At 72.9% G+C, this 4,049-nt stretch carries 2 protein-coding genes and 1 pseudogene; 2 read left to right on the top strand and 1 reads right to left on the bottom strand.

What is annotated here, in order from left to right:
* The first annotated feature begins 134 nt into the window (after positions 1 to 134).
* Together AOK15_RS28815 and AOK15_RS28810 are read left to right on the top strand one after the other, a co-directional pair.
* The gene (locus tag AOK15_RS28815; protein ID WP_079058766.1) at positions 135 to 1,334 is read left to right on the top strand and encodes a PLP-dependent cysteine synthase family protein; all 1,200 of its coding nucleotides are present in this window, start codon (positions 135 to 137) and stop codon (positions 1,332 to 1,334) included.
* Complete coding sequence (locus tag AOK15_RS28810; RefSeq protein WP_055521274.1) at positions 1,331 to 2,632, top strand: MFS transporter; 1,302 nt, start codon at positions 1,331 to 1,333, stop codon at positions 2,630 to 2,632. The genes AOK15_RS28815 and AOK15_RS28810 overlap by 4 nt, the downstream gene beginning before the upstream one ends.
* 64 nt (positions 2,633 to 2,696) lie before the next feature.
* Here AOK15_RS28810 and AOK15_RS47425 read toward each other — a convergent pair.
* A pseudogene (locus tag AOK15_RS47425) lies at positions 2,697 to 3,773 on the bottom strand (streptophobe family protein); the annotation flags it as partial.
* Between the last annotated feature and the right edge of the window lie 276 nt (positions 3,774 to 4,049).

The following is a 4,049-nucleotide window of genomic DNA, read 5'->3' as shown; positions in this document are numbered from 1 at the left end:
AGCCGGCCCCGCACCGGCTGCCGCGCCGAACCCACGAACGGCGGACCGGCCCATCGGTCGCGTCCGTCGGCCCGACCGTGGCCCGGCGCGAGACGACCACCCATACGTCTCATCCTCCAGCGAGAGCGAACGACATGCAGTCGATCACCAAGACGACCACCGGCACGACCACCCCGCCGTCCACCACACCCCGCACCGGCGGCCCCACGCACACCACCGCACCCGACACGCCCCGCGTCCCCGCCGACTCCCGCACCGCGTCCGGCGGTTCGGCGCTGCCCGCGCTCGTCGGCAACACACCCCTCCTGCGCGTGTCCGAACCGCTGACCCCGGCGGGGCACGGCTTCTGGGCGAAGCTGGAGGGCTTCAACCCCGGCGGCATCAAGGACCGGCCCGGCCTCTACATGGTCGAACGGGCCCGCGCCCGAGGCGAGTTGCGTCCCGGCGCGCGGATCATCGAATCCACCAGCGGCACCCTCGGCCTCGGACTGGCGCTCGCCGGAATGGTCCACGGCCACCCCGTCACCCTGGTCACCGACCCGGGACTCGAACCGTCCATGACCCGCCTGCTCGGCGTCTACGGCGCCGAGGTCGACATCGTCACCGACCCGCACCCCACCGGCGGCTGGCAGCAGGCCCGCCGCGACCGGGTCACCGAACTGCTCCGGCGTCACCCCGGCGCGTGGTGCCCCGACCAGTACAACAACCCCGACAACACCACCGCGTACACCCCGCTCGCCCTCGAACTCGCCACCGAACTGGGGCACATCGACGTCCTCGTGTGCAGCGTCGGCACGGGCGGGCACTCCGCGGGCATCGGCCGGGTGCTGCGCCAGCTGTACCCGGACATCCGGATCGTCGGCGTCGACACCATCGGCTCGACCATCTTCGGCCAGCCGGCCCGCCCCCGGCTGATGCGCGGACTCGGCTCCAGCATCTACCCCCGCAACGTCGCCTACGCCACCTTCGACGAGGTCCACTGGGTCGCCCCGCACGAGGCCGTGCACACCTGTCGCCGTCTCGCCGCCTCGCACTACGCGACCGGCGGCTGGAGCGTCGGAGCCGTGGCGCTGGTCGCCGGCTGGCTGGCCCGCACCGAGACCGCCGACACCCGGATCGCGGCGGTCTTCCCCGACGGACCGCAGCGCTACCTCGACACCGTCTACGACGACGAGTACTGCGCCCGGAACGGCCTCCTCGCCGGGCCGCCGCCCCTGGACCCCGACGTCATCGGCCGCGCGGACGAGAAGGAGGTCGACCGCTGGACCCGCTGCGCCGACGTCGTCGACCCCCTCACCCTGCCCTCCGCGACCCGTGAGGGGGCCGCCGAGTGAAGGGCACCCTGGCCCAGGTGCGCTCCCACGACCGCGCCGTCCAGCTGTTGATGGTCAATCAGTTCACCATCAACCTCGGCTTCTACATGCTGATGCCCTACCTGGCCGCCCATCTGTCCGGCACGCTCGGCCTCGCCGGCTGGGTCGTCGGACTCGTGCTGGGCGTACGGAACTTCAGCCAGCAGGGCATGTTCGTGGTCGGCGGCACCCTCGCCGACCGCCTCGGCTACAAGCCCCTGATCGTCGCCGGATGCGTCCTGCGCACCGTCGGCTTCGCCGCGCTCGGCTTCGTCGACTCGCTGCCCGCGCTGCTGGCCGCGTCGGCGGCGACGGGGCTCGCGGGCGCGCTCTTCAACCCGGCCGTCCGCGCCTACCTCGCGGCGGAGGCAGGGGAGCGCAGGGTCGAGGCGTTCGCCCTGTTCAACGTCTTCTACCAGGCAGGCATTCTGCTGGGCCCGCTGGTGGGCATGGTCCTCACCGGCGTCGACTTCCGCGTCACCTGTCTGACGGCGGCCGGTGTCTTCGCCGTGCTCTCCGCCGTGCAGATCCGCGCCCTGCCCGCCCGCGGCCGGGAGGACGGCGGGGGACAGCACGGCGACCCGCGGGAAGGCGTGCTCACCCAGTGGCGCGGCATTCTTGCCAACCGGGCCTTCCTGTTGTTCTCCCTGGCCATGGTCGGCTCGTACGTCCTCACCTTCCAGGTCTATCTGGCCCTTCCCCTGGAGGTACGGCGGATCGGCGGGGACGGCGAGTTCGGCACGGCCGCGGTGGCGGTGCTCTTCGCGGTCTCCGGGCTCAGCACGATCCTCGGCCAGACCCGGGTCACCGCCTGGTGCAAGGCCCGCTACGAGCCGGGCCAGGCCCTGATCCGGGGCCTCGCGGTCATGGGCGTCGCCTTCCTGCCCCTGCTGCTGACCGCGGCCCTGCCGGTACCGGCGCCCGGCGTCGGACGGTGGCTCGCGGCAGCCGTCCCGCCCGCGCTGGCCGCGCTGCTCCTGGCCGTCGGCACGATGATCGCGTACCCCTTCGAGATGGACACCATCGTCCGCCTCTCCGGGGACCGGCTCGTCGCCACGCACTACGGGCTGTACAACACGGTCTGCGGGATCGGCATCACGGTCGGCAACCTCCTCACCGGTGCCGCCCTGGACGCGGCCCGCGAGGCGGGTCTGCCCGCGCTGCCGTGGATCTCGCTGTCCGTGCTCGGCCTCGCCTGCGCCGCCGCCGTGCACGGTCTGCACCGCACGGGCCGCCTGGCCGCACCGGCGCCGGAACCGTCCCGGTCGGTGACGGTCTGACCGGCACCCACGCCTGACAACGAGGGGCGGGCGCCCCACGGCGCCCGCCCCTTCGCCGTCAGCCTCACGCGAGCTCGTCGACCGCTCCCCGCCGCCGGACGCCCTTCGCCAGCAGCCCGCCCGCGAAACCCGTCACCAGCCCCCACAGGGCGGCGAGTCCCAGCGCGGACCACAACCGCGGCCGGAGATACACCTCCCCGCCCAGATCGCCGCCTAGATCGCCGATGCCGATGACCGACAGCCCGTAGTGGGCGGAGATCCTGGCGACGAGACAGATCATCAGGACGGTGAGGACGAGGGCGACCGCCATGTGCACCGCGTGCTGCCACAGCCGGACCCGCGCGGGGGAGCGGGCCGCCATCACGAACGCGGCGACCAGCAGCAGCACGGCGTCGACCACCACCAGCCACCACACCCGTTCGTCGTAGTCGGCGAGGGAGCCGAGGTTCAGCTCGGAGACGTCGGGACCGCGCAGCACCTGGTCCAGCACCTGCGGCATCGGCAGCCCGAACGGCCCCTCGACCTGCCCGTCCCAGGTGGCGCCCAGCCCGATCGTGGACGTCAGCCACACGATGTTCGGCAGACCCAGGAGGATGACCGCGGCCGTCTCGGCGGCATGCCCCCGTGTCGCGGCGACCACGATCCCGATGACGACGCCGAGTGCCACGTACGCCAGCAGCAGCACCACCATGGCGTACGCCGCCGGGCGCACCGACTCCTGGAACCGCAGCAGCCGCGGTGGGAGCGGGGCCGCACGGGAGACCAGCAGCGCCAGGACGAGGATCCCGGCGAGCCACAGCAGGCCGAAGAAGACGGTGGACGTGATGTCCGTCTCGAAGCCCACGTCGGCCGACGTGCCGAGGAAGTCCCCCACATCGCCGAGGGGGATGTCGAACGTCTGCCGCGCGCCGAGCGAGACACCGATGAGCGCCGCGAGCCACAGCACGGCGATCCGTGCGGCCCAGCCGGCGAGTTCGCTCGCCCCCGCGACCGCGCGATGCCGCAGCGGCCACAGGAATCCGGAGGCGATCACCAGTGCCCCCGCGAGAGCCACCGACAGCGGGATCACGGTCAGTCCGGCCTGCGTCTCGGCGATGGCCCCGGCGCCGCCGGACAGCTCGACGGTGCCGCCGACCGCCGTNNGCCGGGCGGTCGCCCGCTCGGGCACCGTTCGCGGAGAACGCAGGGTCTGAGGACTCACCCTTGCCACGCTAAGCACGGCGAGGTCACTCCGCGCGCCGGACGGACGGTGACCGCTCGGCTTGCGAGCGGAGCCGGACCAGAGCACACAATGGGCCTGTCGTGCAACAAAGCGGCATCAAAAGTGAGAAAAGCCGCGGAATCCCTACGGCGGGAGAAGACCCGTGAGCGCCGAACAACCCTCCTCCGGCCGCCCGACCGGCCCCCCCTCCGGCCC

It is taken from the genome of Streptomyces ossamyceticus, from assembly GCF_001418475.1.
GTDB classification, from domain to species: Bacteria; Actinomycetota; Actinomycetes; order Streptomycetales; family Streptomycetaceae; genus Streptomyces; species Streptomyces ossamyceticus.
The sequence above is the reverse complement of the archived record's forward strand: the minus strand, read 5'-3'. Positions and strand labels throughout refer to the sequence as shown.

Coding starts and splice junctions, on each gene's coding strand:
- AOK15_RS28815 (WP_079058766.1), top strand. CDS start 135: ATGCAGTCGATCACCAAGACGACCACCGGCACGACCACCCCGCCGTCC.